We start from the raw sequence: 26,502 nt of genomic DNA on the forward strand, positions 1-26,502 counted from the left end.
CCCTAGCGCACCCGTTTCAACAAACGCTCACGACAGGCCGGGACTGGCTCAAAGCCCGGGAAACCCGATGACGCAGCCGCGCCTTGCTCACCGCGAATGAGGACGAATTTCACATCCCACTCCTTGAGGAATTGAGCCCGGCCACTCTCGTCCAGACGCCCCTCGGCCATATTGCGCGGCTCCATCATGGTGCGAAGGGACGCAAGCGCGCCTGCTTTGGCCGCAAATGCATCGTCGCCCGTGACCAAGACGCGCGCATCGCTCTTTTCGCCAAGGCATTTCTTCAAAGCGGCAATGTCGCCGGGCGCGTCGAATTCCTCCCACTTGGCCTCGGCCGAAGTCTGCGCTGAAATCGAACCGGTGACTTGCAAGACCACAAACCCTGCGATCCCGAGCGCGGCGATACCGGCAAAGCAATTGGCAAAAAACTGGCGCTGGGCCTCTGTTCGACCAAAGGCAATTTGCCAAGAGGCAAGCCCCAGAAACACTGCCCAGAAAAGCGCGGAGTAATAGCGATATTCCAGATAGCCGGTCACGATCTGCGGCACCATCATGCACACAAGGGCAAGCACGAAGAGGATCAGCAACCGGAATTGCTCCGAGGTCTTTGTGCCTACGCGGGCTTCCCTGGCTGGCGAAACGGGCGCTTTGCTGCACAAGGCCTGTATTGCGCCGACGCTTGCCACCGCGAGACCAAACACCGCACCCAGCGGGGTGAATACGAGCGAGACACCGTTGACCAACCACTGACCCATATGGCCAAGGACTTTGTAGAGCCACGCGGCAGGGTCATCGGACCAATCGGGCTGTGGCTCCGGCCACCAGTCGGTCACAAAAGCCTTGGCATCGAGCGTTGTTGCGACGGATGAATTGTCTGTCGCGAACACCGTACCAAAGGTCGTGAGCGAGTATGCGATCCATGGAGATATGGCGACAATGGACGCTACGAGGGCTGCGAACATTCGTGAAGGACTGCGCGTTGCCCACAGGATCAAAAGAGCCACAAGAACCGGCAAAAGCGCTGCATCAAAGCGGTTCATAAGCGCGAGACCTGCGACAAGCCCGATGCCCGCTGCCCGCAACAGACTCATCTCGTCGCACGCCATCAGGCCCCTCAAGACCAGAGCATACAGCAGAAGCTGAAAAGGTATCGTGCGCCCTGCCTCGATCTCGTCCCAAACCATATTGGGGCCAAGCAAAAGGACCAGAGCCATCGCAAGCCCGATCCAGCGCGCACCGGTCAGTTTTCGGCCGATCTGTTCCGATACCAAAGCGAATGCGAAATAGCTCGCAAAAGCGAGATAGAGCCCCGTGCGCGCGCCTGTCCCCAATGCGCCATCGACCAGTGCGATAAGGCTTGGCCAAAGCGGCGCAAACGCGCTCGAATATTCGGACGCGCTGGTAAAGCTGCGAAAATGGCTGAAGCGGTAGAAGTCGGCAAAAACCGTCTTGCCAAGTTCATACAAAGCCCAACTGTCGGGCGAGTAATCAGGCGCAGCAATCACGCTGAGCAAGAGCGGCAAAAGCACCAGCGCTGCGATCAGTGCGGGCCAGCCGAGCGAGGATACCGGCTTCGATGCGCTATCGGGCGTGTATCCGCCGGTCGCAGCGGTCACCGTCTCGCCAAGCAGCGCCAGTTTGGAGGCAAAGCCGCCGATTTTGGTGGGGACCTTGCCGCTTTCAGGATAGCGGCGGATGACCGGCACATGATCGACCTTCAGGCCCAGCTGCCCCGCCCGCACCGTGAGGTAGAAAAGGAGGTTGTAAACCTCGAATTCGCCGCGAAACGGGCGAACTTGCGGGTGGGTCAAATAGTGTGCGGAATAGGCTCTGAAACCGTTGGTGGTGTCGGTGAAAAAGTGCCTTCCAGCGAGGCTCAAGACAGGCGCATGGATCAACCGGTTGGCGATTGTGCGCTCAAACGGTGTGTTCTCTGCCTCGCCACCGGGAAGATAACGCGATCCCTGAACATAGTCGCAGCCCTGATCGAGCTTGGCGACGAAATCGGCGACCGCCTCCACCCCGTCCTTGCCATTGCCATCAATGGTGACAATACCCTCATACCCTTCGCGCAGGCACCATGCGTAGGCCATGCGAAGTTGCGCGCTGAGCTTGCCCGGCCCGGTCTTGGTCAGGACGCCGCGCACACCAATGGGTCCCACAAAATCCGCGTCGAGTGAACCGTCCGATGAACCGCCATCGGCAATGATTACATCAACCGGAAGGCTGGCGTCTTTGATGCGGCTAAGCTGGCCCCGAATACGCTCACCTTCGTTTATGACGGGGATCACAAGCGCGTATTTGTGCGCCTTTTCGGCATAGGTCGCGGCCTCGTGGGAGGGCACTTCCCAACCTGTGTCGTCAAAGGTGACCGCAGCCGTCATGATGCACCCTCTTGCGATGGCTGCGCTGCGAAGACAAAGAACTTGCTCAAGGTGAAGTTGACGAAGAACGACACCCCCGCCCCGCAGATGAGGATAAGGAGCGCATATCCGCCGCCCGTCCAATTGGCGAGAACCGCGACAACGGCCACACGCGCTGCGAGCGTTATACCTGCGACCCCTGCATATTTGCCCGCCCTTGCGAGAGACAATTGGCGCGTGCCCTCCTGAAAACTCCACAGTTGGTGCAGCACATAATTCGCGCTCGCCGCGCAAACAAAACCGATGACAGCCGCCCACGCCAAGGGCACGCCGCCAAGCTCGTGAAGGCCGTAAGCGATACCAATATCAAGCACCACGCCAAGCACGGTGACAGTGAAAAAGCGCAGCATCTCGCTCATTGCCCCGCCTCCTCGATCAAGCGGTCGATACCGTCTGAAAGGCTTGGCAAAGCTGCATAATCGACAGGCTCGTAAATGCGCACAAAGCACTCGCCCCAGCCGATGGATGATCCGTCCAGCACTTCAAACGAAAGGCGCGTTTCCTCTCCGGTTTCGACGGGGGCGGACACTTCGGTAATGCGCGCGTTGGCGATGCCATAGCGGGGAAAATCGCTCCACTGCGGCTCTTTGACCGAGCGTGTAAATGGCGAATCTTCGGTAACGGTAAGCAGGGCGGTGCGCGCTTGTGCGTCAAAGCCTTCGCGTTCGAAATAGACCGATGCAATACCGGAAACAGGGCTGGTAATGACCATTTCCAGCCGCGCAAAACTCCAATCGGTGATTTCGCAGCGCCCCTCTTGCGGGCGGGATACATCGCCTGAACGCACCCACAAGACATGCTGATCATTGCGGGCAACAGGGCGATAAAGATCGCGCAAGTTTCTAAAGAAGGACCAATTGGCCCTCTCGTTCCATCCCGCCCAGCCGGTGTAGTCAGGCGCGATCGTGGTCGCTGCCACCGCTTTTCCGGTCAGCGCCTCGACATAATTGATGCGGTTTTGCTCACCCAAGGCGTGGATGAGCGAACCGACAGGCGCGGGGCTTTTTGTGCCCGCCGCAATATCGAGCGCCGAGGTGTAAACCGACAAAAGGCGTTCGTTTTCGGGAAAGCCGCGGGCTTCGAGAACATTGGAAAACCGCTCCATCGCGGCCAGGTCTTCGGCCGTTTGCGGCGTGACGTAAAAGCCCAAGTTATCAGCATAAACCGTGCGGTCGGTCTGTTGGGTGGCCTGCACCAAATGGCCTGCATCAAGGGCAAGCATCGCGGTCGCTGCGACGCCGGCGGCCACAGGAACTCCTAGCTTTGGTAGCGCGCGTATCGCAGGCTTCGCGCGGGCAAACAGCGCATCCTGAAACACGATAAGCGGCGCACATATGCCAAGGACAAAGGTGATCGCATTATATTCTGCGCCGATATGACCGCCGATTTGCGGGATCAAAGCGGTGCCAACGATGCTCGCGCCCACATAGATAAAGGCGCTTGTCCGCAAGAGCGACCCGCGTCCCATAATCCGCCTTACGCCTGCGATTATCACGCTGAGGGTGAGAACGATCAGGCTTAGCGTCGAGAGCAATTGCCCTTGCATAAAGATGCCGGGCAGATCGGTGATGCCCAACACCCGCGCCTCGCGGTTCCACGGGGCGAAATACCAATATTGGTCGCTCGGCACATCGACGAAATTGTATTGGAGCCAGCCCGACGGATCTCCATGCGTGACCAGGAAAAGCACCGCACCGGCGGATAAAACTACGCCCACAGCGAAGAGAACAAGCGATTTTGCGAGAAGCCATGCCTCGCGAAAAAGCGCCGCGCAAAGGCCGATACAGCTCGCGATAACCAATGGAATGCCAGCATCGTTTGACCACAACAGGCCAAGCCCTGCTGCAAGCCCGAATGCAAAGACAGCGCGCACGCGCCGTGTCGATTGAATGCTGCGCACAGCCCAGACGAACACCGGCAACACAAAGAACGGCAACGCCCCGCGCAAGGGCCGAAGCGATACGCCCGGATCAAAGGTCGCAGGATAGGGAAGGCCAATCGCCCGCGCCACCATTGTCCCTGCATAATAAAACACAAAAATCAGCAGTATGGCCCAAAGCCACCGCTGCTTTTGCGGGACCGGCCGCAGCATCCAGATGATCGCATAGGCGCCCGCAAAACACCCCGCCATCACCATTGCATAGGCTGAAAAAGTGGAGGCCCACAGCGTTTCACCAAAGGCGATAAACCCCGGCAAAAGCGCCAGGATCATTGTGATCCCGAGATAGGATTGGAACCCCTCCCCCAGCTTTGCCCCGTCGGCAAAATTGTCCGCCGCAAACCATGTTTGCATCGCACCGTCGATGGAATGGAGGCTGTGGTCGAAAAGCAGCGTCGCCCCCCGCAAGGCGACCAGCACGAAACCCAGACCTGCGAGAAACAGCCATCCGCGCCGCTCCTTTGTGAAAGAAGCGAGCGGGCCCCGGAGCCCAGACACCTCAGGCATATTGCGCCCCCAGCACATAGCCCGAATGCAGCTTTCCAAACTCGGGAGCTGTGCTTTTCACCGCCTCGAACAGGTCGTAAATATTGTCGATCTTGCCGCCTAGGATGGAGATTACTCGGCCTGCGCCCGGCGATTGGTGGTAAAGGATCGGGCGACCGTCATCCTGCTCGTTCTTCACCAGAACCGTTTTCACATCGTAGATCGAGCGATGATAGGTCGATTCCCCCAAACACGGCAGATACCGCTGGGCATCGCGGAGCATAAAGGCATAGCGCGTTTCGTACTGCCGCTCTGCGAAATGGCGGTAAGGATCGCTCACGCTTGAATCTCCGGGCCCTGCTTCATCGCTCCAGCTTTCATGCGGCGTGTAACGCACATGGGTGAGCGAATAGAGCGAGGCGGACGGGTATGGCATGGTCGAGAAAAACGGGCCGTCCATAACGGTAATCCCGCGCGTCTGAAGCTCGGCAGGTGGCTCGATCAGGGCAAGCTCTGCGACCTCATATTTCAACCGCGCTTTGGGCAGGTTTGCCGTTTCAAGCACCTTGTTGATCTGAGCATAGGTGATGTTGAAAGCATAGCGGGCGGTGACTTCGCTGCCATCGCCAAGCCCCACGACAACACCATCACGGCGCGCCTCAAGGGCCTCAACCTTGGTCGACAAGCGCAGTTCAATGCCCGCTGCATCAAGCCGCTTTGCCATCTGGCCCGCGAGCACGGAATAGTCGAACGCCGTTTCAAAGCAGGCGAAAACCTGCTCCACCATATCGTCATTGAACAGCGCGCGGTCATTGGGCGAAGCGACCTCAATCGGCGCGCCCATATCGCCAAACATGCGGTGGAATTTCTTGGCCGTTACCTTGGATCGCCGTTTCGCAATGGCGTAAAGCATCTGGAATTCATCGACGATTGCCTCGGGGAAATCTTCGAGGAATTTGCGATGCAAGAGCATGGATTTGACCGCTGTGACTGCCGAGCGCGGATAGTGGAAACCGGTGTGCACGCGCGCCTGATTCACCCGGCTTGCGCGCGTCATCAGTGCGTCCGATGCCTCCACCAGCAATACCTTGTCGGAGATTGAGCGTAGGTACAGCGCAAGGCAGCAGCCATAAAAACCGCCGCCAATAACGACATAATCATATGTGGTAGGCAGCGGCCGGACCATCAGCCATCTTCGCGCTTTTTATGAGGAGCAAAGGGGGCCTTGGTGCGGTCCCAATTCTCGCTCTCAAGCTCGACATTGAGGTCAACCGCCACTTTGCCGAACAGGTCGATGCGGTTCACTTCTTCGGATACGCGCTCGCCCTTGTCACGGGCCTGTACGCGCAACAAATGCTGCAACCCAAGGCTCAGTCCCAAGGTCGATACGCCCATAAAGACCGCGCTCACCGCAAGCATCGTGTTGGTCGTCAGCCACCCGGGCGCGAGGCTATCGACGAGCAGCACAGCGCCAATGATCCAAGCCGCATAGGCAAAGCCGACGAGCGTCAGGATCGTCGAGGAAATCGCCACGACAGAAAGGATGATCGGGGTTAGATAAACCAGCAGCGTTTGCAGCAATTGCATACGCCGCCCGATGTCTTTGAAAGCGCCTCTTGAAGAGACTTCGCTGGGTGCTTTGTAGGCCGATGTAGGCAGGCGCGGATCGCGCGGGGGGTAGCGTAGTGCGAGGCGCGGCTCGTCATGGGCAAGGATGTGGTTGAGCAGCGTTCGCGGCATAGCAATCGACTGGAAATCGCTGGGGTAAACGGCAAAGCCCGCAAGCCTGCCCAGCGCGATAAAGGGCCAGCTTAGAAACGATTTGACCGGTTGACGCTTGCCGCAATTGGCGAGCGCGATGGCGTTTTCGCTTTCCGCGTGATCAAGGAAAGCGCGCACATCCATTTGCGCGATCTCGTCTTCCTGCGCGATGAGGACCAGATCGCCTATCGCCTCTTCCGCTGCGATCACGCGGCGTTCGTAATATTCCGTGCCCTTGCGCACCACGAACAGGCGCACATCGCTGACCTCTTCGACCAGAGGCAGGAAGGCATCGCGCTGATGATCTTCGACCACGAGAATGATCTCGCGGAAACGGTACACTTCATCGAGGGTCGCGGCGATATTGCGGATCGTCTCGAATGTCTTTTCATTCGCAGGAGGCGTTGCAAAACAGACAGATACAACCGTATCTTCGCGTTGTTTAGTGAAGGTCTTTGCTGCGGGTTCATGCATGGGATTTCTCCCCATATACCCCTGCTGCAAGCGCGGCATTGGCGAGCGCTGCGATAGAGGATTTGACCGCGTCCAAGCCGCTTTCATCACGGCGCATCTCGATCGAGACGGCCTTGGAATAGCCGTGCTGTTTTAAGCCAACGAGAACAGGCACCAAGGCCGCTGCATCCGCAGGGGCAGGTGCAAGCTCGGGCTCGCTCACATGCACATGGCCCAGTATCGGGGCGAGAGTTTCAATATGGCGGGGCACCGCATCAAACGTCTCGTTCATATGCATTGCGCCCAGATCAAGGATCATCCTGATCGCCCCATGGTCGACTTTACCAACAAAGTCAGCAGCTTCTTCAAGCGTGTTCAGAAAGTTTGTTCCATAGGCCGCAGGATTGGGTTCCACGGTTATGGTGGTGCCTGCTTGAACCGCCCGATCGCCCAGAACGCGGAAGACTTGCGCAGCATCGCTGATTGCTCGCTCCATCTCCATGCCATCTGGAACGCGGCGCTGTGCGGGCGTGCCGAAGACGAGGTTGGGAATGCCAAAGCGGCCCGCCAGATCAATCGCCCGCTCCATTCCTTTGACGAGTGCCGCGCGCGCGCCATCTCCGTCGAAAAGACCAGCGCCTTGCACGCCGAAAAGAAGCGATTGCATCGAGACCAGCGAAAGCCCGTGATCGTGCATTTCCGCCAAGGCTTCGCGCGCTTGCGGGTCACCGGGCACGAACGGATCATCGGCCCCATGGAAGAAAAGCCCCGGCGCGATCTCGAGGCCGGTAAAGCCAGCCTGTGCCATTGCGGCGTAAGCGTCCAGCCTCTCTTCGGGAGCCCAGGCAATATTCGACATGGACAACCTCATGCCGGCACCTGTTCTTGCCGCGATTTTTCACTTGCGAAGAATGCGCCAAGCCGCTCGAGAGTGGCCTCAGCCCCAAACAGATAGGGCCCTTCCCGCTCCCACAATGCGCCGTGCGCCGAATGCATATCCTCCTTGTGGAGGCGCGCACCGGTTTCGGGCATATCGCGGCCGGTCACATGTTTGTGGATCACCTTGGCTGCGACAGGTTCGGAGGCGAGGTGGAGATGCGAAAGTCCCGCCCGGGTCGCGGTGGCAACATCGCGCCACAGCCGGTCAATCTCGTAATATTGGTACGTCGTCTCACGATTGTGAAACTGGGTCGCGGAGAACCCGAGCTCGTCCACCGCATTCTCCAGCGCACCGCGCCGGGCATCGGCATTCAGAGCATCGCGGTCAAGCTTCACCATGCCCGTTGCCGGGTCTTCGCGATAAAGCTCTCGCACCCAATCATCGAGGCCCCCAGACAGCGCTCCGCAAACAGCCTCCAACCTGTCCCTCGTCAGCATCGACGGCACGGGATTGAGCAAGTCGAAGATGAAATTCTTGCGAAGACCTTTGCCGAACAGAGCCGGAAGCCTGACGATCAGGCTGTTTTCAAAGTGATTTTCCACAAACGCCTCAAGCTCGCGCCGGTGGCGTCCGTAAGCGAGGGTCTCTTGAAAATCCTGCGTGCTTTCAACGTGCTGTCCCGCAAAATCGGAAAGCACTGCAATGGACGAGATCAGCGTAAACCGCTTCGCCTCGATCTTGGAAAGACGCTCCATCAACCCGTGCATTAACGCGCGGTCACGCTCCGGCGCGGTGTTCGCCTCAAGCATCGAGCCTGGCGCTGCGGCGCATACGACATGCGAGAACGCGCGGCCCTCGATATCGGCGATATTGCGGCTGTTGCAGAGCGTATCGAACTGCGTCTGGCGCAGCAATGCCGACCCCACAAACCCGGTCGCGCCGAGCAGGCATGTGCCATCTGTTGCTGATGCTGACCTGGTCATGGAATAGCTTGCGCAAAGGCCCTTGGTTGAGTGAACGGAAAATTCACCACGGGACCTAACCCAGATTGCTATCAATTCTGTTAATCACGCCAGCCAAACTCCGGCCAACGGTGACCCCAACCGGTGAGCCATTTGAATACGAATTCGGCCCTGCCATTTTCGCTCGCGAAAACAGGGGGATTTATCTATACCCGCCAACACATTGCGAGGGACAAAGGGCACACCCAATGAGCGACACACAAAGTTACGATCCAAGCGAAATCGAACGCGTGATGAAAGCCGCGCCCGTGATCCCGGTTCTGGTGGTAAAAGACGTCGGCAAAGCGCGCGAGCAGGCAGAGGCTCTGGTCGAAGGCGGTCTCAAAGTGCTTGAGGTGACGCTTCGCACACCAGACGCATTGGAAGCGATCAAGCGGATGAACCTTGTGCCCGGCGCAATTGTTGGCGCAGGCACCGTAACCAACGCCCGCCAATTGGAAGAAGCGCGCGGTGCCGGAAGCGAGTTTATCGTTTCACCCGGCCTGACCCAAAGCCTTGGCGAAGCGGCCCTTACAAGCGGGCTTCCCTTCCTTCCCGGTATCGCCAATGCAGGCGACATTATGCGCGGGCTGGACCTTGGCCTTAACCATTTCAAATTCTTTCCCGCCATGGCGGCAGGCGGCATTCCTGCGTTGAAAGCGCTCTCAGGCCCATTTGGCCAATGTCTGTTCTGCCCGACCGGCGGTATCTCTGCCAAAACCGCGCCCGAATGGCTGGCATTGAAGAATGTTCTGTGTGTCGGTGGCAGCTGGATCGTGCCGGAGGGCGCTGATCTGGACGAGATCAAAAGCCGCGCAAGCGAAGCGGCCGCCTTCGCCAGATAATCTGCCGCTTAGTCGGCGGCGGACGAACGCAACCGCTCATAAAGCAGGCGCGTTTCAAGCAGATTGGAAATCCTGAGCCCCACTTCGATCACATCGAAGGGTTTGGCGACAAAATCCTTTGCCCCAAGGGAGAGCGCTTTGCGCCGCGCCTGAATGGTGGTGTCAGCGGTCAGCACCAAAACAGGGCGAAATTCATCGGCCGCATCATGGCGCGAAAACGCCTCAAGCAGCTGAAAACCGTCGACTTCGGGCATCATGAGATCAAGCAGAACAAGGTCAGGCTCAAGATCGATGTAGGATGCAAGCGCCTTCGTTGACTGGGTCAGGCAATGGACGTCCTGATACCCCTCTCGCTGCAACAGGTTGCGCAGCAGCAGCACGTTGGCCTCTTCGTCGTCGATCACCAGAATTCGGCGGGCAAGTATTTCCTGCGGGTCGATCAGTTGGGCTGGCATTTATGTGACCTGTTTTGCGGCAATCGGCGCGTCTGATGAAACGGGACCGTGCGAAAGTGTGAACCAGAAACGGGCTCCGGGGTCGAGCGGTGAGTAATCGATTTTTCCGCCCATCGATTCCACCAGGCTTTTTGAAAGCGCAAGACCAAGCCCGGTTCCCTCGCGATGCGATATATTTTGCTGTCCAAGCCGGTCGAATGCGGTGAACAAGCGTGAGGTATTGGCCGGATCGACGCCGGGCCCGTCATCCTCGACAAAAATGGTGACCTCTTCGCCCTTCGCCTGCGCGCCAAGTCGCACGAAGGTTCCTTGCGTGTTGTACTTTGCCGCATTGCTGACAAGGTTGAGGATGACCTGCGTGGTGCGGCGCCTGTCGGCCTGAACAATCGTGTCGCCCGCTGGCAAGTCGATATCGAAGCGCAGCCCCCCCGCCTTTACAATCGGATCGGCAAAGGCGCGCACTTCTTCCAGCAATTGCGCGACATTGACCGGCTCGATCTCGATCTCTTCCGCGCCTGCCTCGATGCTCGAAATGTTGAGAAGGTCATTGATCAGGGCAAGCAGATGTCGCCCGGCTTTGGTGATCTGGTTGATTGCATCACGGTGCGGTTTCGAGAAATCTTCTTCATCAATTTCAAGCAGCTGACCAAAGCCGAGGATGGCATTCAGAGGGGTGCGCAGCTCGTGACTTGTGCGTGAGAGGAACTCGCTTTTTGCAAGGTTTGCTGCCACCGCCTCTTCCTGAGCGAGGCGCAAGTCCTCTTCGCTGCGGCGGCGCTCCGTCATGTCGCGGGTGACTTTGGCGAAACCTTGCAAATTTCCGTTGTCGTCGCGAAGGGCCGTAATCACAACGTTGGCCCAGAACTGTGTTCCATCCTTGCGAATGCGCCAGCCCTCGTCTTCGGCGGTGCCTTCGATGCGCGCACGTTCGAGCATGTCGCTTGGCAGATAGTCGCGTGTCTCGGGCGGATAAAACCGGCTGAAATGTTCCCCAACGATTTCGTCGGTGCGCCACCCCTTGATCCGTTCTGCGCCCATGTTCCAGCTGGTCACGATGCCCTCTTCATTGAGGGCAAAAATGCCGTAATCCCGCACCTGTTCGATCACCAGACGGAACCGCTCTTCACTTGCGCGAAGATCATCCTCGCGCTTGCGCAAAAGGGCGCTTGCCCTGCCAAGCCGCTGAGCCAGGCGGCCTAGCTCGTCTGCCTCTTCGGGCGGCGTCTCCAATCGCTCCCCGCGCGCAAGCAATTCCGCATCGCCTTCAAGCTTGCTGACGCGGCGTACGATCCCCGTCGAGAACAGATAAACCGCTGCCAGACTGCCCAGAAGTCCGACCAATGCACTGACTGCGGTAAGCGTCAGAAAGCGCGTTCGCACATCGTCAACCAGCCCTCGCCTGCGATCTAGGACGATGCCTTCGAGCCGTTGAATATTGTCAATTTCCGCACGCACAGCATCAAGCGCAAGCTTGTTTGCGACCAATGCGCGCTCGATCTCTTGCGCGGTTGGCTGCTGAGACGTTTGCGTCAAAGCGATTGTGGTGCGAAGCCCGTCGCGCTTTGCCTGCGTCACTTGCAACAGCTCAATAAAACGAGGGCGAACCGTTTCATCTTCGATCGCCTCGTCCAGACGGCTCAGCGTTGCGGGCAAATCCTGCTCTGCCGTGTAATAGGGCGCAAGAAACCGGTCCTCGCGCGTCAGCGCATATCCGCGCACCCCTGCTGCCGCTTCGGCCAGGAGAGCGTGGACCTGATAGACATCGCGCTGAATTGCGAAGGCGCGGCGCACATCGTCTTCTGCCCGGGTTTCTGCGCTGGATGCCAGATAGAGCGAGACAAGCGCCCCCAGCAGGACAGCCAGAGGCAAGGCAACAACCACCAACCCCTTGAAGGCAAGCGGACGGTCCGTCCAAATCCGAAGGGAGGTCTTGATCAAAACCCTCTCAAATGCGCAGGTCTTTGGCAGACTTGAGCTTGGTCGCGAGCACCGCCGCCTGTGTCCGGTCAGCGACCCCCAGTTTGGCGATCAGGCGTTCGACATGGACCTTCACCGTCGCAGGGCTGATTTCGAGCTTGCGGGCGATTTCCTTGTTGGTGAGGCCTTCAGCGACAAGTTCAACAACTTCCTGTTCGCGCCCGGTGAGAATGCTTGCAAGATCGCCCGAAACGCTGATTTCCGCATCGCTACTCATCGCAGCGTTTACCAGATCAAGCGGCACAGCTGAGCGGCCATCCATCACCTGAGCGATCGCGCTGCGAAGGTCGCCGATTTCGGTGTCTTTCAGGACATAACCCGCAGCGCCTGCCGAAAGCGCGGTCCGGACATAGCCCGGCATATCGTGCAGCGTGAGCATGATGACCCTGGTCGGCAGTTTGAGTGCAGCAATGCGGCGCGTGGCTTCCAGCCCGTCAATCCCGTCGCCCAAACGCACATCCATCAAGACGATGTCGGGCACTTTCTCGCGCACCACCTCGATCGCTTCCTCACCGGTGCTGGCAAGGTAAATCTCGTCGAAATTGTCGCCGGAAAGCACCGCACGCAGACCCTCTCGCGCCAATTGGTGATCGTCCACGATCAGAATGCTGGGCGGGGTATCGGAAGATGGCATCAGAGGCTCCGGCGAATTAAACGTTAGCGGGGAAACGCGCTTCGACAATTACGCCGCACTCTGGCCCTGCGCCCCATTCAAGCGAGCCACCAATCGCGGCCATACGCTCTTTCATGACTTCAATGCCAACATTGTTCCCGCTAATCCCGCCAGCCGTGCGGGTTGCCTCGGACGGGCCTGCCCCATTGTCGTGAATTTTCAGAACCAGCGGGTCGGCATCAAACAGGGCATGGATTGTCACATCGCATGGTCCGCCTGCGTGCTTGCGGATATTGGTCACAGCTTCCTGAGCCACACGGAACACCGCCGTTTCAATAACGGGCGACAAACGCAGCTGGCCACGGCTGAACACTTGAGAGACCGAGAATCCATCTTTCTCAAGGCTTTCCGCCAGTGCCTGAAGCGCGGGAACAAGCCCCAGATCGTCCAGCAATGTGGGGCGCAAGCCTGCAATCACGCGCCGCAATTCCGAAACGAGCGAACGCGCCACTTCGGCAGGCTTGATAGCGTCTTTGCCCTCGCCTTCGCCTCCGGCGCCGGGAGTTTCCAGGATCCGGACCAAAGCGGTCGCCGTTTGCGCAACGCCATCATGCAATTCATGGCTGACCCGGCGGCGCTCTTCTTCTTGCGCTGTGAAAATCTGCTCGAGAAGATAGCCAAGCGTCCTCTCGCGCTCCTGAAGCTTTGCAACCAGCCCGGCGCGCTCGCGCTCTTTTGTGATACGGTCAATCGTTAGACCAATCAGATCAAGTTCCATGCGCAAGACCTCGCGGTCCTCATGATCGCTGATCGCATCCAGCCCCTCGAGCCCGTCAATTGTAAGCCAGGCAATCGCCTCACCGCCGCCGCCCGGTGCCTTGATCGGAATGGCACCTGCATCAACGGCCTGTCCTGGGGCCGCGTCTAACCTTCGCGTAACAGAGCCGCTGCGACACCCGACAAAGAAGGCAAGCCTCTGGGCACAGCGATCCACCGCCGTATCAAGCGAGATGCTGGTTGCCTCGGCCAATTCGCGCGCGGACACGGAAAGCAGCCTTAGACGGGCCGAACGCGATTCCGCCGCGCGGTATAACTCGCGCAGTTCGGCGATGGTTTCGCCATCACTGGGAAGGACAGAAATCGGTTCTTGCATGAACTCCATCATACAGCGGTCAAACAAAAGTGCATAGGCCAGACAGCCTACGCCGGGAAGAGTGCCAACCGGCTGATTTTTGCCTGCAACACTACGGATAGACCGATCAAACCGGCGTTACCCGAAGCACCGGTATAACTGGAGCGGTGCCTCCTTTTTATCCTCCCAACCCTCCCATGAAAGGGGGGCACCGCCTACAGGGAATTCAGATGAACACCACAGTTACACAATCCGATTTTCAAACCCCGTCTTCCAAAACAGCCAGGAAATCATCGCGCCGCCTCAACGGTATGCGCACAGGTACTCTTGCCGCGATTGGCGCGGCCTGCGCGGTGACATTTGCTTCCCCTGCGGCGGCAACCGAAGATGATTTCAACATCTGGACCGGCCAGTTTATCACCATCGACCTTGGCGAAGACAGCGACTGGTTCATCCGCGGCGAGGCGCAGGAACGTTTCACCGACGACGCAGACCGATTGGGACAATTGTTGCTGCGCTCTTTCGTTGGTTATCGCATCACCGATAAGGTCAATTTCGGCGGTGGTTACGCCTATATCCTGACCGATCCCGCTGGCCCGCCAGAGCTGAACGAGCACCGCTTCTATCAAGAACTGAATGTGCGCCTGATCGACCGGGACGGAGTGACACTGGATTCGCGCACCCGCCTTGAACAACGCACTTTTGAAGAGACCAGCGGCACCTCGTGGCGTTTCCGCAACTTCGTACAGCTGAAAGTGCCGATTTCCGAGAGCAACAAATTCGTTGCCTACACCGAGCCGTTTATTGAACTCAACGACACGCAGGTTCAGCGCGGCGGCCTCAGCGTATGGCGTAATTTCGCCGGCGTTTCGGTGCCGATTGCCGATGGCGTGGAAATGGTGCCCGGCTACCTTAACCAGACGGTGTTTCGCGATGGCGAGGACCGGATGGATCACGTCGCCAATGTAAACATCTTTATGAATTTCTAGGCTTTACCCCGAAAGGGCCGGGCGCGGGGGTTACATTAACCCGCGCTCGGCCTTTTCCTCGATGTCTTCGGCATCCCATCCCAAAAGCTCACGCATCACTTCCAGATTGTGCTGACCCGGCGTGACCGGCGCGGTCCTGCGCACCCCGCTTTGCGTTTTGGAAAAACGGGGGAAGGCGTTTTGCATCTTCAGCTTGCCGTGCCCTTCGGTTTCCACCTCGATAATGGCCTCGCGGTCCTGGAAATGCGGGTCTTCGAGCATGTCCTTCGCGGTATAAACGCGGCCTGCGGGGATGGAATGCTTGATCATCAGATTGTCGAGCTCCTCCACTGTCAAAGTCGCAGTCCATTCGTTGATAAGATCATCAAGCTCGGTCTGGTTCTGCCCGCGCGCCAGATGGGTGGCGTAGCGCTCATCGCTCGCCAATTCCGGCCGCTCCATCGCTTCGCACAGACGCGAAAATATCGCGTCATTGTTAGCGCCGATCATGAACGGGCCGTCACTGCATGAATACACATTGCTGGGCGCGATACCGGGCAGGATTGAACCGGAGCGCTCGCGGATAAAGCCGTTATAGTCATATTCGGGGACCAGCCCTTCCATGACTTGCAAGACTGCTTCGTAAAGGGCGGTATCGATCACCTGCCCCTCACCAGTTTTCTCACGGTGATGGAGCGCGGCGAGAACGCCCATTGTGCCATATGTCGCGCACAGCGTATCGCCGATGGAAATGCCCATGCGTGCAGGCGCGCGGTCGGGTTCGCCCACGATGTAGCGCCAACCGCCCATCGCCTCGCCAATGCCGCCAAATCCGGCCCGCGTGGAGTATGGTCCCGTCTGGCCATAACCCGACATGCGCGCGATAATGAGACCGGGGTTGAGTTTGTGCAGTTCCTCTGGCGCAAGGCCCCATTTCTCAAGCGTTCCGGGCTTGAAATTCTCGATCAGAATATCGGCCTTTTCGATCAGCTGGCGGGCAATGTCCTGCCCCTCAGGCACGCGCAAATTGCAGGTGACAGAGCGCTTATTGCGCGCGATCACTTCCCACTGGACCTTTTCCTCGCCCTGCCCCCAGACGCGCATCGGATCGCCTTTTCCCGGCGGCTCCAACTTGATCACGTCTGCGCCCATATCGCCGAGCAATTGGCCGCAGAATGGACCCGCCAAAAGCTGGCCCATCTCGACCACGCGAAGGCCGGCAAGCGCGCCTGCGCCAAGATTGGTGTCGAGCGGCTTACCCATGACGTTGCGCATCCCATGAGGGTTGGATTGGGGCTTTTAGCCCGGTTTCTTCCTCGCAACGTGCGCGAAGGGTTTCGATGCCGGGCCCATAGTCGAAGAGGGAAAGCTCGCCGCGTCCCTCTTTCATCTCGGTGCGCAGGGCGTCGGTTGCGGCGGCGTCCACTGTGTGATCATCCGCGATGACCACGCCATAGTCGCGCGCGCCTTCTGGCGTCACGAGACCTTGGCGGACCTCTAGCGCGACAAGTTCAGGATTACGCTCAAGCGGGTCGCCCCAGCCTCCGCCGCCCCATGTGATGAAGTGCAATTGCTCGCCCGCTTTCACCTCGACATCTTCGACCTTGTTGCCGACGATTTCGGTGGTGCCATCGAGCCGCTCGATCAGCTTGGTCGCGCGTTTGCCCGGATGGCCGCCGTTGACGCCCCATGGGGGCACGAACCAGCGGTCATCGTGGATCGCAATCGCGCCATCGGCGAGAAAGCGATAGGTCATGTGAATGCCATTGCCGCCCCGGTGAAGCCCTGCGCCGCCGCTATCTTTCTCGGTCTCATACCGTTCGATCCGAAGTGGGAAATACCGCTCGAGGAATTCATTAGGTACGTTGGTGAAGCCCGGCCAGAGCGAGTGTCCGTCTGGCCCATCACCCAGAGGTCGTCCCGGAATACCGCCAAAGCCGATCTGGAACAGCTGGAACCAGTCGGCCTTCTTGCCCTCGCGGTTATCCCAGCCCGAATAGAACAGGTGCGGCGAAGAGGAGAAGCCAGCGGCGTTCAGGAATTCCGGCGTGCCTTGGCCGAGCAGGCCCCCAAGAATATCGAAAATCCGGCCCAATGCGTGGGTGCGCCCTGACAATGCTGCGGGGAACTTTGGTTTGAGCAGCGAGCCTTCCGGAATGCGGACCTCGATAAGGTCATAGAACCCGTCGTTGAACAGAATCTGCGGGTCGAAGACCATGATCATGTAGATGCCAAAGAACATCTTGAACATGTTCTCGTTGAGGTAGAAATTGATCGAGGCAGCAGACTGCGGGTCGGTGCCGTCGAAGTCCAAGATCACCTTATCGCCATCGCGCCACATGGTGCATTTGATCTTATAGGGACCATAGCCCTTGCCATCATCGCAGATGAAATCCTCAAAGCTCGCCTTGGCCTCTGGGATCGCCTGACTGATCAGAGCCTTCATCGCGCGGTGGTTGCGCGCCAGCAGTTCCTGCGTAGCGGAGTAGTACACGTCATCACCAAAACGCTCTGCCATTTCTACAAGGCGGTTGGAGGCCACGCGGCAGCTGGCGATAAGAGCATTGAGGTCAGCCTGACACCAATCGGGTTTGCGCGTTTGGTGCATGACGAGCTTCATCAGGTCGTCATTATATTCACCTTTTTTCCAGATCTTAACGGGCGGAATTCGCACGCCTTCCTGGAAAATCGAGGTCGCCTCGATCGGCATGGAGCCGGGCACCATACCGCCAATATCGGACTGGTGACCAAACATGGCGGTGTAGGCGATCAGGCGCCCGTCCTTGAACACCGGCAGCATGACAAGCCAGTCGTTCGAGTGGCTGATCGCGCCTTCGCAACTGTAAGGGTCGGACAGGAAGATCATGTCTCCGTCCTCAATCGTGCCCTCAAAGCTTTTGAGGAAACCCCCGATAAAGCTCCCGAACTGGCCGACGATCATCTTGCCCGATGTGTCAGCGATCAAGGGGAAGGCATCGCCTTGCTCGCGAATACCGGGGCTCATGGCGGTGCGCACAAGCGTCGCATCCATCTCGATCCGGGCGTTCCTCAGAGCATTCTCGATAATGTCGAGCGTCACCGGATCAAGGTCGAGCTTGTTAAAGGGCGTGGTGTTGGTTTCGATGATTTGTGCTGGCATCGTTTAGCCCTCCGCTTTCGTAGGGTTGATGAGGATATTGCCCACCGCATCGATTGAAGCGGTGCAATCGTGTTCGACAAGCGTGGTGGAATCCATCTCGGTAATGATCGCTGGGCCCGGAATGGTGTCGCCTTGGAGCAGTTTCGCGCGGTCGTAGATGACCGCTTGGCGTTCCTGCCCGTCCATCCAGAGAGTGTGATCTTTGATCTTTGCAGCTGATGGATCGCCATTGCCTTTGGGAAGCTCCTGCGCTTCCAACTCCAGCGATTCTCCCAGCGCCACAGCGCGAAGGTTCACGATCTCATGCGGGGTATCCATGTTAAAGGTGAAGAGCCGGTGGTGCTCTTCGTCGAAGCGGGCAAGAATGCCTTCGATACCTTTCTCGCGCAAAGTCGCTTGGTCGATTGTGAGCGGAACTTCAAAGGCTTGCCCAGCATAGCGCACATCGACTTCGAACTCGCTGGTGATACTGTCTGAAGGAATGCCATCGGCTTCCAATTCAGCACGCGTTTGGGCCGCCATCTCGTCGAGCAGCGCGATGAGGTCAGCCACATCGGTCTGATCGGCAAGCTTGCTGAAAGAGCGTGCCGTCTCGGTCCGCATCCGCGTGGTCGCATCGCCAAGCGCGCACAGAACACCGGGCGAAACGGGCGAGACCGCAGGCCAAGAACCCATGAGTTTCGCAACAGCGTTCACATGCAAAGGCCCTGCCCCGCCAAAACCCATCAGGGCAAAGTGGCGCGGGTCATAGCCTTGCTGAACGCTGATCATTCTCAGAGCGCCGAACATGTTTTCATTGACGATATCAATGATCCCGCGCGCCGCATCCATCAGGCTCACGCCAAGCGCATCGGCGATGGTCTGCACCGCCTTTTTCGCGCCCTCACGGTCGAGCTTGAACGATCCGCCCAGCAGGTCTTCGGGCAAGTACCCCAGCACCACATTGGCATCGGTCACCGTCGGCAGTTCGCCGCCCTTGGAATAAGCCACCGGCCCCGGCACAGCGCCTGCGCTTTCGGGACCCACCCGAAGCGCGCCGGTCAATTCCGGCACGTGAGCGATAGAGCCGCCGCCCGCTCCCACGGTCTTCACATCAAGCGCCGATGCGCGCACCGACAAATGGCCCACTTCCGTGGTGCGCACCCGGCGCGGCTCAAGGTTTTCGATTAGCGCAACGTCGGTCGAAGTCCCGCCCACATCGAGGGTGAGAATGTTTTTGAGGCCAGCGTTCTTCGCTACCCAAACCGCGCCCGTCACCCCGCCGGCAGGACCCGACATGAGGATGTTTACGGGATGCTCTTCGGCCTTCTGGCTGCTCATCAAGCCGCCGTCGGAACGCAGCAGCGAAAGCTTGCCCTTCACGCCAGCCTGAACCAGCTTGTCGCGAAGGTTCGATATGTAATTGCCGACAATCGGACGCACTGCCGCATTGGCAACGGTGGAGAGCGTGCGCTCATATTCCTGCATTTCAGGAAGCACTTCATGGGAGAGCGAGATGGGCACCGCGCCGCCAAAAACCTCTTCCGCAATTTCGCCGATGCGCGTCTCATGCGCGCCGTTCACATAGGCGTTTATGAGGCTGACCGTAATTGCCTCAACCCCTTGCGCTTTCAATTGCTCGCACACCGCGCGCGCGCCTGCTTCGTCAACGGGACGCACTTCATTGCCGTCGGCATCCATGCGGCCACCCACGGTGAGCGTATCTTCTAGCGCCGCCAAAGGTTGCGGTTTGGGCCACACGATCCACGCGGCTAGACCTCCGGGCACAAAGCTGCGCGCGATCTGCATGATGTCGCGGTAACCCTCTGTGGTGATCAAACCGACGCGCGCGCCCTTGTTTTGCAGCACCGCATTGGTCGCGACCGTCGTGCCGTGGAGGAAGAACTCGATATCGCCCGGAGCAACATCTGCCTCGGCAGTGATCGCAAGCACTCCGTTCAAAATCCCTTCCGAGCTGTCATGCGGGGTCGATGGCGTTTTGTGCCGCCAGAACGCTCCGGAATCCTGGTCGAACAACAATAGGTCGGTGAACGTGCCACCCACATCCACACCCAGACGATAGCGCATCAGGCGATTTCCTTTTCTTTGGGACCAGCGGCCGGAAAACCGCCAGATTTGGCAACCATCGCAGGAAGCTCCTTGCCCATAATGGGCGCAAGCCAAGCGTTGGTTTCAATGAGTTTTTGAAGATCAAGCCCGGTCTCTATCCCGGCTCGCTCCAGCATATATTGGACGTCCTCGGTGGCGACATTGCCCGCAGCGCCCGGCGCAAAGGGACAACCGCCCAGCCCGCCGATGGAGGCGTCGATGGTCGCAGCCCCCGTTTCGATAGCGGCCCACACATTGGCAAGGCCGGTTCCGCGTGTGTTGTGAAAATGCATGCGGATAGGAAGATCGCCGAGGACCTCTTTCACCCCTTCGATAAGGCGCGTCACATGCGCAGGGTTCCCAACACCAATGGTGTCGGCAAGCGCAATCTCGACCGGTCCTGCTTCGGCAACAGCTTTGGCCATCTCGATCACGCGCTGCTCGGCGACCTCGCCTTCAAAGGGGCAGCCGAAACTTGCCGCAATCGTCGCCTGCGCGGTTTTGCCAGCGGCCTTGGCGCTTTCAATTATCGCCATCGCTGCCTCTACCGAACCATCGCTGGTCTGGCCCTGGTTGCGCATCGCAAAGGTATCGGTGGCCACGCACACCGCGCCCAATTGGTCGATCCGGCCCGTGGCCAAAGCGCGGTCGGCCCCGCGCTGATTCATAACCAGACCAATATACGTCACATCATCACGGTCCGGCAGGCCAGCGCACACTGCGTCTGCATCGGCCATCTGAGGGACCGCGCGCGGATTGACAAAGCTTGTGACTTCAATGCGCCGTGCGCCTGCATCAATCGCGCGGGAAATCAGACGCAATTTGTCTTGCGTTGTGACAGCGGTTTTCTCGTTCTGGAGACCATCGCGCGGGCTCACTTCGACGATCTCGACACTTTTTGTATACACTGTTGCCATTACGCCGCACCCCTCTCGAGCCGCTTCATACCCTTGTGAGCATCGCAATAGGCATGGAACGCCCGCCGGATATGTCCCGCCATAATGCTTTCAGCCCAGGGGCCATCGCGCCGCTCGAACGCAGCGATCAGATCGGCGTGCTCACTGTGAGAACATTCAAACGCTTTGGGGTCGTAATTGTGCGCCGTACGCCAGACGACAGGCTGCTCGATAAGAGCTGTCAAAAGGTTCTTGAGCCGCGGCGACCCGGCCGTATCGAGGATTAGCGCATGAAATTCGCGGTTCTGATCAAGGAAGGCCGCAACATCAGGCTGGGATTTCGAAATGGCAGTAAATATCGCATTATTATAACGCTTTAAATCACAAATCACGTCATCGGTGATCCGCTCTGCAGCTCGCCGTGCCGCGTGTCCTTCTAGCATCGCGCGAAGCTCGAACGCATCGGCCACATCGTCAAGCGACCAATCCGCCACATAGCTTCTTTGCGACTCGGTCCGGCGAACGAGAAGGTCGGCCTCCAGCTGGCGAAGAGCCTCTCGAATAGGCGTTCTTGAAACACCGCAAGCTTGCGCCAAGGCCTCTTCACGCAGCGGATCGCCTGACGATAATTCGCCCGACAATATCATGCCGCGAATGGCATCATAGGCGCGGTCTGACGCTTTGGTCATGGAGGAATTCTCGGCTCACGGACAAGGGACTAAGGAACTTGACTTCGGCCAATTGTATACAATAAAGCCTGTGATACGCAAGGCGGTCTGTTCAAACCGCCTTCGAAAGTGGCGGGATCCGCTTTGGCCATCCCCCGTGCTCGGGGCCCTGATGGCCAGGTGCCAAAAGAACAAACGTGTCACGCGATCGTTCCGGGGAAGCGGGGCGATTGAAGGAGAATATACAAATGCGTCAGTTTCAACTTCTCACCGCAGCCTCGTTCATAAGCCTGGCGATCGCTGCACCGGCGGCCGCACAAAGCACCTCCACTCCCGATACAGCAGCCGAAGAAGACGATGGCGCGATCATCGTGACCGCGCGCCGCCAGAACGAACGCTTGCAAGATGTACCGGCGTCTGTGTCCGTCCTGACCGCAGATGCTCTGGAAAAGACCGGCGCACAAAACGCATCCGACTTCTCGCAGCTCACCCCCGGCGTGACCATCGTTACAGGAACCGCGGAGGCAGGCGACACCCAGATCAACATCCGCGGCATCAACGGCGCGCGCGATGCGGAAAGCTCGGTTGCACTGGTCGTTGACGGCATTCTCAAGACCAACACTGCGCAATTGAACCAGAACCAAGGCACGCTGCGACAGGTTGAAATCCTGAAAGGCCCGCAAGGCGCGCTTTATGGCCGCAACGCGGCGGCTGGCGCGATTGTCCTACAAACCGTGAAGCCCGGTGACTTTGTAGAGGGCGGTGTGCGCGCTTCTTATGCCAATGAAAACACATTCGAAGGCACCGCCTTCATCTCCAGCCCCCTTGGCGAAAACATCGGCATCGTAGCATCAGGCTATTACCGGACCACCGACGGTTTCTTCCGCAACGGCTTTTTGAATGCAGACGTGGTTGACGATCAGGAAGTGTGGTCGGTCGATGGGCGTCTAGTCGCGGACCTTGGGCCATCAACCGAACTTGACGTGAAGGCGCGCTACTCGCAACTGCGCGGAGCGTCGATCAACTTCAATTCCTCTTTCCACATCCCTGCATTCGGAGCCACCAACCCGGCGTTCTTCGAAGACGTGAACGAGCATCCCTTCGTTTACAACGGCAATATCCGCCCGACCAACGAGCAGGACAGCTTCGACATCTCTGCCAAGATCGAGCATGATTTCGGCGACATGACGCTGACCGCCTGGGGCCTGTATTCAGACGTTGACCAGCTTCTGACGGCAGATGGCACCAGCGCTGATTTTGCCCGCTTCATCAATGCAGCAGACCCGGCCGCCCAAGGCGTGGTCGACAGCTGTTTTGCCACCACCGCGCAGCTCACCGGCTTTCCTGTGGCCCAGCCCGGCTTCATCGGGCAAATCCCTGTGCCGTTCATATTTGCGCCCGCCAATGGCTCCACCTTTGGCGCATACAGCCCGACGACGTGCGATGGCACACAGCTGCAAATCCGCGAACAATCCGACATCAGCGCAGAGATCCGCCTCGCCTCCAATGGCGGCGATGCTTTGAGCTGGCAGATCGGTGCCTATTTCCTCAACATCGACCGTGAAACCGGCGTTTCCATCGGCGGCGATACGGGTGCCGGCGTCAGCCGCGAATTGTTCAATGCTCCGGACAGTTCAAACCCGACCAGCCTCCTTTTGAACGATGAATTCGACACCACCGTCTATGCCGTGTTCGGCAATGCGGAATATGCGTGGGATGATCTCACAATCGGCCTGGCTCTCCGGTATGACGTCGAAGATCGTTCTTCGGAAAGCCTTGTCCCTGCTGACGCGCTTGACCCGTTCACCGGCGGCCCGATAAATCCCGGCCTTGCCTTTGGCGCATTCAGCCCCGTGAGCGAGACGTTCAAACAGCTGCAGCCGAAGCTAAGCATCAGCTATCAGCCCAGCCCCGACCTCAACCTTTATGCCAACTGGGGCATCGGGTTTAAGTCCGGCGGCTTTAACAATCAGGGTTCCTCGGCGATTATTGATGCCAACTTTGTCCAGTTCATCGGCGCAGATGTGACCATCAATGACGTTTACGACAAAGAGGTCTCTTCCGCGTTTGAAGCAGGGGTCAAAGGCCAGCTTCTGAACGGGCGGCTCACCTTCGATCTTGCCGGATACTACACCGAAGTCGACGACATGCAGTTCTTCGAGTTTTTCGTTGGTTCCTTCGGCCTCTTACGTGTGGTTTCCAACATCGACGAGGTCGAGGTTTACGGCCTTGAATTCAACTCAAGCGTTGAAATCATCGAAGGCTGGAAATTCTTCGGATCTGTCAATGTGACCGAAAGCGAGATCAAGGCGAACAGCTCGCGTCCTTCGACCATAGGCAATGAAAGCCCGTACACGGCTGATTACACGATCAACCTCGGCACCGAAATCGACACTCCGATGAGCGACACTGTCGACCTTATCGTGCGGGCCGATTATCGCATCACTGGGCCAACCTGGTTCCACTCCTTCCAGGATCAAACCGCGCCAACGCTGTTCTCTGGTCTTCTGCCAGGCTCTGCGCTCGCTCTGCCTGCTTTTGTTGGTGATGCGGATTACAGCGTGGCCCAGCGTGAAGCGTTTGGTGTCCTGAACCTTCGCGCAGGCGTTGAGATCGGAGACTTTTCCGCCGCGATCTTCGCCGAGAATGCCCTCAACCGCGAATATCTGAACGAGGTCATTCCTGCGATTGAGTTTGGCGGTTCGTTCATCTCGCCGGGCGCGCGCCGCCTGATCGGTATGGAAGTCGGTTACAGCTTCTAAAAGCAATAGATAAAGAGCGCTTCGGGCGTCGCTAGAGGGCGGGATGGGCAAAAGCTCGCCCGCCCTTTCTATTGTGAGCCAAACTTTTGAATGGACCTCGTGAATGGGTCTTGTGCATGGCCGATATTTCCTACACCAACGCACTGCGCTAACTCATGTCCGATGCCCAATTGCCCGCTTTTTTGCTCAATCGGTTCGACCGATCAAATCGCCCGAAACGGATCGAGAGGTTTTTTGCCCCTGGACAGTGTGTCAAGTGTGTCAAAAAGCGCCGATTTACGCGATGAATCAATGGCTAAGCGTTGCAACACTACTGCAACACGAACAGGCCAAACACCGGAACGATGCAAGGCCGAATTGGGCCACGCAATGATGACAGGAAACCGATCTTATGACCGATAAGCGATCCCGGCGGATAGAGCTTAGCAGGCGCTTTGCTCTCAAAAGTTTTGGCGCATCGGCGATTGCCGGCCTTTCGCTGGTCACCGCAAGCGGAGCAATCGCGTCCCCTGTTTTCCGGCAATATCCGTTCCAGCTTGGCATCGCGAGCGGGGAGCCTGAACCCGATGGCTTTGTCATATGGACGCGCCTTGCTCCCGATCCGTTCGAAATCGGTTATGGTATGCTGCCTGCTCCGGTCGAGGTGCGCTGGGAAGTCGCCAGCGATGAGCGGATGCAGAACCGGGTCGCCGAAGGGACGGCAATCGCCCGGCCCGAGCTTGGCCATGCAGTGCATGTCGAAGTTGCAGGTCTCGAACCCAATCGCCCCTATTTCTACCGCTTCTATTCAGGGCGCGAACGCAGCGGAGTGGGCCGTGCAAAGACAACGCCTGCCATCGGGCAACCGATTGAGGGTCTGCGTTTTGGTGTTGCGGGCTGCCAGAATTACGAAGAAGGCTATTACACCGCGCACCGCTATCTGGCGGCGGAAGAGGCGGACTTCATCTACTGCTACGGCGATTACATCTACGAATATCGCGGCGATCGCATGCGCGCCAAATGGCACGGCGGGGTTGAAGAGAACGTGCGGCCCCACTTTGGCCAGGAAATCCACACCATCGAGGACTACCGCCGCCGTTATGCGCAGTACAAGATGGATACCGACCTGCAGGCGGCGCACGCCTCTGCCCCATGGTTTGTGACGTGGGACGATCACGAGATCGACAACAACTGGGTTGGCGATATCGATCAGGACGGCACGCCAGCGGCCATCTTTGCCCTGCGTCAGCAGATGGCGATGCAGGCTTATTACGAACATATGCCTTTGCGCGCCTCCTCTATGCCGCTGGGCAACCGGATGCAGATTTACCGTCAACAACGCTTTGGCGATTTGCTCGATCTGAACCTGCTCGACACGCGCCAGTATCGCACCGATCAGCCGTGCGACGACCGCTGGGCGCAGTATTGCGACGGTGTTGACGACCGCGCCGCGCAGGTTCTGGGCAAGCAACAGGAGGACTGGCTTTATGAAAAGCTCGGTTCGTCCAAGGCGCAGTGGCAGGTTCTGGCCCAGCAAATCATGATGATGGACCTCGATCGCCGGATTGGCGATGGCGAAGGCCGCAATCTCGACAGTTGGGGCGGTTATGAGACCCCGCGCGACCGTGTGCTGGCTCAGGTGAAAGAGCTTGGCAAAAATAGCGTGATCGTTCTGACGGGAGACGAGCATCAGAACTATGCAGGCGAACTGCACCTTGACGGTCAGCGTCCTGGCGCAAAGCCGATAGCGACAGAATTTGTCTCCACCTCGATCACGTCGAGCGGAGACGGGGTCGACAAGCGCTCCGATACGGTCGAGATCCAGAAAGAGAACGAGTGCCTCAAATGGCACAATGCCCAGCGCGGCTATGTCATGTGCGAAGTGACCCGCGACCAGTGGACCACCGAATTCAAAACGATGGATTACGTGTCAAAACGCGGCGGGACGATCAAGACTCGCAAACGCATGGCTGTGGCGGCAGGCGCACCGGGGTCACTGGCCGAGGCCTAAACCCCGTCCAGATTGTCCTGCCTTAG

General features: G+C 58.5%; 20 protein-coding genes. 4 read left to right on the forward strand and 16 right to left on the reverse strand.

Annotated elements, in window-relative coordinates:
• Positions 1–2: 2 nt before the first annotated feature.
• The 7 genes from AC0V6Q_RS07510 to AC0V6Q_RS07540 are packed head-to-tail and all read right to left on the reverse strand — an operon-like array spanning position 3 to position 8,925.
• Positions 3–2,384 carry a glycosyltransferase family 2 protein gene (locus AC0V6Q_RS07510; RefSeq protein ID WP_486167770.1) on the reverse strand — a complete coding sequence of 794 codons (2,382 nt, stop codon included), beginning with the start codon at positions 2,382–2,384 and terminating at the stop codon, positions 3–5.
• Entirely contained in the window at positions 2,381–2,782 is a 402-nt protein-coding gene (locus AC0V6Q_RS07515; RefSeq protein WP_486167771.1) for a GtrA family protein, read from the reverse strand. Before AC0V6Q_RS07515 ends, AC0V6Q_RS07510 begins: the two co-directional genes overlap by 4 nt.
• A complete protein-coding gene (locus tag AC0V6Q_RS07520) occupies positions 2,779–4,869 on the reverse strand; it encodes a hypothetical protein (RefSeq protein WP_486167772.1) in 2,091 nt (696 codons plus the stop codon). Before AC0V6Q_RS07520 ends, AC0V6Q_RS07515 begins: the two co-directional genes overlap by 4 nt.
• Positions 4,862–6,034 carry an FAD-dependent oxidoreductase gene (locus AC0V6Q_RS07525; RefSeq protein WP_486167773.1) on the reverse strand — a complete coding sequence of 391 codons (1,173 nt, stop codon included), beginning with the start codon at positions 6,032–6,034 and terminating at the stop codon, positions 4,862–4,864. Before AC0V6Q_RS07525 ends, AC0V6Q_RS07520 begins: the two co-directional genes overlap by 8 nt.
• Positions 6,034–7,083: a hypothetical protein gene (locus AC0V6Q_RS07530; RefSeq protein ID WP_486167774.1), complete on the reverse strand. Its 1,050-nt coding sequence runs from the start codon at positions 7,081–7,083 to the stop codon at positions 6,034–6,036. The genes AC0V6Q_RS07525 and AC0V6Q_RS07530 overlap by 1 nt, the downstream gene beginning before the upstream one ends.
• Positions 7,076–7,921 (reverse strand): sugar phosphate isomerase/epimerase family protein, encoded by an 846-nt coding sequence (locus AC0V6Q_RS07535; protein WP_486167775.1) that lies wholly within the window; start codon positions 7,919–7,921, stop codon positions 7,076–7,078. Before AC0V6Q_RS07535 ends, AC0V6Q_RS07530 begins: the two co-directional genes overlap by 8 nt.
• 8 nt (positions 7,922–7,929) lie before the next feature.
• Positions 7,930–8,925, reverse strand: coding sequence for an NAD-dependent epimerase/dehydratase family protein (locus tag AC0V6Q_RS07540; RefSeq protein WP_486167776.1), 996 nt, complete (start codon positions 8,923–8,925; stop codon positions 7,930–7,932).
• 227 nt (positions 8,926–9,152) lie between these two features.
• On the opposite strand from AC0V6Q_RS07540, the gene eda reads away from it, so the two are divergent.
• Complete coding sequence (eda, locus tag AC0V6Q_RS07545) at positions 9,153–9,788, forward strand: bifunctional 4-hydroxy-2-oxoglutarate aldolase/2-dehydro-3-deoxy-phosphogluconate aldolase (protein ID WP_486167777.1); 636 nt, start codon at positions 9,153–9,155, stop codon at positions 9,786–9,788.
• 8 nt (positions 9,789–9,796) lie between these two features.
• Here eda and AC0V6Q_RS07550 read toward each other — a convergent pair whose 3' ends face one another.
• From AC0V6Q_RS07550 to AC0V6Q_RS07565, 4 genes are read right to left on the reverse strand one after another with little or no spacing between them, the layout of a single operon-like run.
• Positions 9,797–10,243, reverse strand: a complete 447-nt coding sequence (locus tag AC0V6Q_RS07550) for a response regulator (RefSeq protein WP_486167778.1) — start codon at positions 10,241–10,243, stop codon at positions 9,797–9,799.
• Entirely contained in the window at positions 10,244–12,181 is a 1,938-nt protein-coding gene (locus AC0V6Q_RS07555; protein ID WP_486167779.1) for a sensor histidine kinase, read from the reverse strand.
• A 7-nt stretch (positions 12,182–12,188) separates the two neighbouring features.
• Positions 12,189–12,854: a response regulator gene (locus tag AC0V6Q_RS07560; protein ID WP_486167780.1), complete on the reverse strand. Its 666-nt coding sequence runs from the start codon at positions 12,852–12,854 to the stop codon at positions 12,189–12,191.
• A 16-nt stretch (positions 12,855–12,870) separates the two neighbouring features.
• Positions 12,871–13,986, reverse strand: coding sequence for a sensor histidine kinase (locus tag AC0V6Q_RS07565; protein ID WP_486167781.1), 1,116 nt, complete (start codon positions 13,984–13,986; stop codon positions 12,871–12,873).
• A 209-nt stretch (positions 13,987–14,195) separates the two neighbouring features.
• Here AC0V6Q_RS07565 and AC0V6Q_RS07570 point away from each other — a divergent pair, with 209 nt between their 5' ends.
• A complete protein-coding gene (locus AC0V6Q_RS07570) occupies positions 14,196–14,954 on the forward strand; it encodes a DUF2490 domain-containing protein (protein WP_486167782.1) in 759 nt (252 codons plus the stop codon).
• Positions 14,955–14,984: 30 nt separating this feature from the next.
• Here the strand turns inward: AC0V6Q_RS07570 and AC0V6Q_RS07575 are convergent, their stop codons facing one another.
• From AC0V6Q_RS07575 to AC0V6Q_RS07595, 5 genes are read right to left on the reverse strand one after another with little or no spacing between them, the layout of a single operon-like run.
• Positions 14,985–16,196, reverse strand: a complete 1,212-nt coding sequence (locus tag AC0V6Q_RS07575; RefSeq protein ID WP_486167783.1) for a CaiB/BaiF CoA transferase family protein — start codon at positions 16,194–16,196, stop codon at positions 14,985–14,987.
• Positions 16,189–18,072, reverse strand: a complete 1,884-nt coding sequence (locus tag AC0V6Q_RS07580) for a hydantoinase B/oxoprolinase family protein (protein ID WP_486167784.1) — start codon at positions 18,070–18,072, stop codon at positions 16,189–16,191. Before AC0V6Q_RS07580 ends, AC0V6Q_RS07575 begins: the two co-directional genes overlap by 8 nt.
• Positions 18,073–18,075: 3 nt before the next feature.
• The gene (locus AC0V6Q_RS07585) at positions 18,076–20,139 is read right to left on the reverse strand and encodes a hydantoinase/oxoprolinase family protein (protein ID WP_486167785.1); all 2,064 of its coding nucleotides are present in this window, start codon (positions 20,137–20,139) and stop codon (positions 18,076–18,078) included.
• Complete coding sequence (locus AC0V6Q_RS07590; RefSeq protein WP_486167786.1) at positions 20,139–21,077, reverse strand: hydroxymethylglutaryl-CoA lyase; 939 nt, start codon at positions 21,075–21,077, stop codon at positions 20,139–20,141. Before AC0V6Q_RS07590 ends, AC0V6Q_RS07585 begins: the two co-directional genes overlap by 1 nt.
• Complete coding sequence (locus AC0V6Q_RS07595; RefSeq protein ID WP_486167787.1) at positions 21,077–21,745, reverse strand: GntR family transcriptional regulator; 669 nt, start codon at positions 21,743–21,745, stop codon at positions 21,077–21,079. Before AC0V6Q_RS07595 ends, AC0V6Q_RS07590 begins: the two co-directional genes overlap by 1 nt.
• Before the next feature lie 227 nt (positions 21,746–21,972).
• Between AC0V6Q_RS07595 and AC0V6Q_RS07600 the strand changes: the two genes are divergently transcribed.
• Entirely contained in the window at positions 21,973–24,486 is a 2,514-nt protein-coding gene (locus AC0V6Q_RS07600; protein ID WP_486167788.1) for a TonB-dependent receptor, read from the forward strand.
• Between the two features lie 391 nt (positions 24,487–24,877).
• A complete protein-coding gene (locus AC0V6Q_RS07605) occupies positions 24,878–26,476 on the forward strand; it encodes an alkaline phosphatase D family protein (RefSeq protein ID WP_486167789.1) in 1,599 nt (532 codons plus the stop codon).
• The last annotated feature ends 26 nt before the right edge of the window (positions 26,477–26,502 follow it).

It is taken from the genome of Erythrobacter sp. S227 (assembly GCF_057364925.1).

What these genes read in the sequence shown, in the direction of transcription:
- AC0V6Q_RS07510 (WP_486167770.1), bottom strand. Translation starts at nt 2,384, where the DNA reads ATGACGGCTGCGGTCACCTTTGACGACACAGGTTGGGAAGTGCCCTCC.
- AC0V6Q_RS07515 (WP_486167771.1), bottom strand. Translation starts at nt 2,782, where the DNA reads ATGAGCGAGATGCTGCGCTTTTTCACTGTCACCGTGCTTGGCGTGGTG.
- AC0V6Q_RS07520 (WP_486167772.1), bottom strand. Translation starts at nt 4,869, where the DNA reads ATGCCTGAGGTGTCTGGGCTCCGGGGCCCGCTCGCTTCTTTCACAAAG.
- AC0V6Q_RS07525 (WP_486167773.1), bottom strand. Translation starts at nt 6,034, where the DNA reads ATGGTCCGGCCGCTGCCTACCACATATGATTATGTCGTTATTGGCGGC.
- AC0V6Q_RS07530 (WP_486167774.1), bottom strand. Translation starts at nt 7,083, where the DNA reads ATGCATGAACCCGCAGCAAAGACCTTCACTAAACAACGCGAAGATACG.
- AC0V6Q_RS07535 (WP_486167775.1), bottom strand. Translation starts at nt 7,921, where the DNA reads ATGTCGAATATTGCCTGGGCTCCCGAAGAGAGGCTGGACGCTTACGCC.
- AC0V6Q_RS07540 (WP_486167776.1), bottom strand. Translation starts at nt 8,925, where the DNA reads ATGACCAGGTCAGCATCAGCAACAGATGGCACATGCCTGCTCGGCGCG.
- eda (WP_486167777.1), top strand. Translation starts at nt 9,153, where the DNA reads ATGAGCGACACACAAAGTTACGATCCAAGCGAAATCGAACGCGTGATG.
- AC0V6Q_RS07550 (WP_486167778.1), bottom strand. Translation starts at nt 10,243, where the DNA reads ATGCCAGCCCAACTGATCGACCCGCAGGAAATACTTGCCCGCCGAATT.
- AC0V6Q_RS07560 (WP_486167780.1), bottom strand. Translation starts at nt 12,854, where the DNA reads ATGCCATCTTCCGATACCCCGCCCAGCATTCTGATCGTGGACGATCAC.
- AC0V6Q_RS07565 (WP_486167781.1), bottom strand. Translation starts at nt 13,986, where the DNA reads ATGCAAGAACCGATTTCTGTCCTTCCCAGTGATGGCGAAACCATCGCC.
- AC0V6Q_RS07570 (WP_486167782.1), top strand. Translation starts at nt 14,196, where the DNA reads ATGAACACCACAGTTACACAATCCGATTTTCAAACCCCGTCTTCCAAA.
- AC0V6Q_RS07575 (WP_486167783.1), bottom strand. Translation starts at nt 16,196, where the DNA reads ATGGGTAAGCCGCTCGACACCAATCTTGGCGCAGGCGCGCTTGCCGGC.
- AC0V6Q_RS07580 (WP_486167784.1), bottom strand. Translation starts at nt 18,072, where the DNA reads ATGCCAGCACAAATCATCGAAACCAACACCACGCCCTTTAACAAGCTC.
- AC0V6Q_RS07585 (WP_486167785.1), bottom strand. Translation starts at nt 20,139, where the DNA reads ATGCGCTATCGTCTGGGTGTGGATGTGGGTGGCACGTTCACCGACCTA.
- AC0V6Q_RS07590 (WP_486167786.1), bottom strand. Translation starts at nt 21,077, where the DNA reads ATGGCAACAGTGTATACAAAAAGTGTCGAGATCGTCGAAGTGAGCCCG.
- AC0V6Q_RS07595 (WP_486167787.1), bottom strand. Translation starts at nt 21,745, where the DNA reads ATGACCAAAGCGTCAGACCGCGCCTATGATGCCATTCGCGGCATGATA.
- AC0V6Q_RS07600 (WP_486167788.1), top strand. Translation starts at nt 21,973, where the DNA reads ATGCGTCAGTTTCAACTTCTCACCGCAGCCTCGTTCATAAGCCTGGCG.
- AC0V6Q_RS07605 (WP_486167789.1), top strand. Translation starts at nt 24,878, where the DNA reads ATGACCGATAAGCGATCCCGGCGGATAGAGCTTAGCAGGCGCTTTGCT.